Raw genomic sequence first — 3823 nt, 5'->3', positions numbered from 1 at the left:
AGACTCAACCACGCTTAAATACAGTTACAACCAGTTTGGTCAGCTAAGTAGTATTAACTTACAACAAGTCAATAGCAGCGCTATTGAGCTTGCGCAGCTAACCTACGACAACCAAGGCAATATTAAAACGCAGCAGTTTGGTAATAATATTACCCTTGCCCAAAAATTTGATGTGTTTAACCGCTTAACGCAGCAACAACTAACGCACCCAGCGCAAGCACTGTTTGATACCTGTACGTACAAGTACGACAGCGTAAACCAGCTCATTGCTCGTAAAAACGAAGGCGTAACCAGCCACAACATTAACTTTGAATACAACAGCCTTGGGCAATTAATACAACAAACATTGGCAAACTCAAGTGCTGATACAACCACGCAATATAAGTGGGATAGCTTTGGTAACCCTCAAACTCAAACTGTGCAATCAAGTGCAATCGAAGGGACTAGCGATACAAAAACGAGTAATGCATTAAGCAGTGAGCACAGCACAGTAAATAAAGCTTTAAATAACAATGATATTGATGCAAGACCTTCTGTTGATTTAACGCGCGCAACGCATAACGAATACAACGATTTAGCGTCAAATAGTAATAAAGCTGACATTGAAACAAGTAGCTTTAATGCACACAACACCATTAAAAACAGCGCCACCGAAGCCGACCGTTTAACGCAATTTGGCGACAGCGACTTTGATTACGACGAATTGGGTAACCAAATACGCGAAACCGGCAAAGGTATAAAAACCCTTCGTGAATACAATGCATTTAACCAATTAAGCTGTTTTAATAATAACGGCACGCTCACCCAATACGATTACGACCCGCTTGGTCGACGTATAGCCAAGCATACTGAACACGGTAAGATTGACTACATTTGGGATATTAACCAATTAATCGGCGAATGCCAAAACGGGCAATACACGTGGTATATAAACCTACCAAATCAATTTCATCCATTAGCGCTTATTAAAAAAGGTGAGATGTATTACTACCACCTAGACCAGCTTAACACGCCGCGTTTTATTACCAACAGCAGCGCACAAGTCGTGTGGGAAAACCAAGCCGATGCATATGGTTATGAAGAGTCAAAACTAGACGCTGAATCTACTGTAAATAATACCTTTACTCAGCCAATTCGTTTTCAAGGGCAATATTTAGATGAGGAAAGCGGATTACATTACAACCGCTACCGCTACTACAGCCCCAAGCAACAGCGCTTTATAAACCAAGACCCAATAGGGTTAGTGGGTGGGATAAACCATTACCAATATGCGCCAAATCCGATTAACTGGGTGGATCCGTTCGGGTTGACATGTAAAGACGGTCAGAAGAAAAATGTATTTGCAGGACACGGTTCGATAAATGTTACAAAGCCTGCGACCGTCCCGATGGGGACTAGCTTAACCGTTTATTCATGGGATGGTGCAACTATTACCGATGATCTGGGCAGCAAAATTGAAGATGGTACTGTTTCAAGTGGTGTTTTTAAAAAAGTATACACTGAAGGCGATATAATCCCAGGGTATATGCTGCATCCAAATTGTGGAAGTTTAAATATATCATCTAATTCAATTCAGGTTTCTGAAAGCAAGCATATATCTGAACTGTTAGCTGAGAATATGGGGGAATACCATTGGGCTGCTTGTACTTACATTGATGGGCATGAAAATTCGAATATTATTCATGATGAAGAAGGCATATTTAAAGAAGAGTCAGGTCAGTACTCGCAGTTGAAGGGCGGGAAATGGGAAGGTCTAGATGAAAACGCTAGTGATGATCCTAAAAGAAGTAAAAAAATTAAAAAAATAAAATTAAATGCTTTGGAAAAAGATCAAGTTAAAGCTCTGTTAAAAGAAGGGGTACCTATACGAGCAGCCATTAAGCACATTAAAGGTCAAAAAATAACCCCTCGAGATTTTGGTACGAAATCTATTTCAGAAAACCCTCAGTTAAATCAAATGTGGAATGAGTGTATACTAGAATTGACAGAACGTCCCAAAGCAAAAGCGAAAAAGTTCTTTCAAAGCTATCAAAATTTAATTGATGGAACAGCTAGTAAAAAAGAAGCTAGGTATGTGTTCGATGAAGTAAATTCTTTATTTAAGGTGAAAGTGAATAATGCGAAAGAAAAAGGTGTTATTTTTGAAGGTTATATCTTTGAACAGGTGCACCATTGGAATTGGCCTATTGAAAAATATAGTAAACAAGCTATCAGTGCAGAAAACCTATTCCCTACCACAGCTAAGTTACATGCCATTATTCATAATATGACAACATCTAGTTCAAAGAAATTTGTTCCTTTTTCTTATTTTCATCCAATTAGCAAGTTACATGAGAGGGTTTAAGATATGGTTAAAGATAAAAAAGAGCTATTTAAGGCTATTACTGATGAGTCTATACTTATTAATCCCGAATTAATTTGGAGTGGGGAATTAATTCAGGATACTCGTTATACATGTGAAAATCCTGAGTTTCTTTTTAATATTTTTCTTACAGCACCGGAAATGTTCCCGAAGCCAGAGCAGTTATTAATATTATGGTCTACAAATAGCAACTCTATAGTCGCATTTTTAAGAGAAGATAAGGTTTACATAAAATACTATCTAGAAGATGGTCCAAGTGAGTATGAAGTTTTAGGAAAAACATACCAGCAAATGATAAGCAATCTATTTGCTTCTTTAATATTTCGAGAAGTAAGAGAGAAAGATTTGAAAGTTTTAGCTAATACCCTTAATTTTAAATATTTAGATGAATTAGCAAGTTTTATTTCAAGAAACGATGACTGGGAAGACAATACATCAAAGTTTATTTCTGAAATAGAATGATTGAACAATTTACTGAATCATGGTGTTAGTAATGATAGATTTTAAAAAAAATGATGTTCACATTGATTTGACTAAAATGGAAAAAACATTTAGTGAACTGGAAGATAAAAAAATATTCTTGAACTGGTTTTTGTCGGCACTAAAGAAGTCTACAATCATCAATAAGAGACGGCATATAGCAATTTGCCCTATATGTAATGAAAAAAATTATTTATTGCACGAGGGAAATAAAATCATATCAAAGTATGAGTACAGAATACCCGATGGAGAAATGAATTTTATTGTGGACTCATCTATTCTGCATCTAGTTTCAGTACATTCCTTAGTGCCTGAGCGGTCGCTGATTGCAGCCTTAGAAAATTTGTATTGTAAGTTACCTGAAAATTAGCTGTTCATTATGGTATACAGAATAAAAAAATAACAAAGACACCCACCCTAATTTTTTTTACAGTTTGGCTAACTAAGTACTAGAATTTTGTCAGTGTAAAAAACAAGCAGGTGTCTTATGGCAATCGCAAGAAATCATCAAGTAAGTTTGGCTGATACAAAATATTACCACTGTATCTCGCGTTGTGTTCGGCGTGCTTTTTTGTGCGGTGAAGACCACTTTACAGGTCAATCTTAAGCAGTCAATGGGGTCACCCATTAGAAAATTCCGGTCAAGCAGGCAGCTGTGTTTTCTTGATCTTTTTATTCAAAAATCAAGTGTTCTTATTATTTAGACTCAATTTAAATATGACTACGCACCTAGTAATGACGTCGATTGGTGTGAATATGCACCAGTCACCCATATGAATTTAGGCAGTTTAATTAAGCATTATTGATGATTAATTAAGGCCCTTGGCTTTCGCCTCAGTCATCGTTTAGTACCAATGTCAGTCCAGTTTCTGGCTGTGTTTACACACTGCGCTGTAACAAGTCTGTGGTTTATGCTTACACATAACCAACCCTTTGTGGCTCAAACATTGGGCATATCCAGTATTTAAAATATGAGCGGTT

3 protein-coding genes and 1 pseudogene are annotated in these 3823 nt (G+C 36.9%); all 4 read left to right on the top strand.

Annotated features, from left to right (window positions below):
- Nucleotides 1-2344 (top strand): RHS repeat-associated core domain-containing protein (locus I6F65_RS20940; protein WP_331461431.1); only part of this gene is annotated, 2344 nt, incomplete at its 5' end.
- A 3-nt stretch (nucleotides 2345-2347) separates the two neighbouring features.
- Nucleotides 2348-2824: a hypothetical protein gene (locus I6F65_RS20935; protein ID WP_166112827.1), complete on the top strand. Its 477-nt coding sequence runs from the start codon at nucleotides 2348-2350 to the stop codon at nucleotides 2822-2824.
- A gap of 31 nt (nucleotides 2825-2855) precedes the next feature.
- Nucleotides 2856-3212: a hypothetical protein gene (locus tag I6F65_RS20930; protein WP_166112824.1), complete on the top strand. Its 357-nt coding sequence runs from the start codon at nucleotides 2856-2858 to the stop codon at nucleotides 3210-3212.
- 117 nt (nucleotides 3213-3329) lie between these two features.
- Nucleotides 3330-3446: pseudogene (locus tag I6F65_RS20925) on the top strand (Mobile element protein); the annotation flags it as partial.
- Nucleotides 3447-3823: the final 377 nt, after the last annotated feature.

The organism is Pseudoalteromonas sp. SWXJZ94C, from assembly GCF_015864385.1.
Classification (GTDB): domain Bacteria; phylum Pseudomonadota; class Gammaproteobacteria; order Enterobacterales; family Alteromonadaceae; genus Pseudoalteromonas.
The sequence above is the reverse complement of the archived record's forward strand: the minus strand, read 5'-3'. Positions and strand labels throughout refer to the sequence as shown.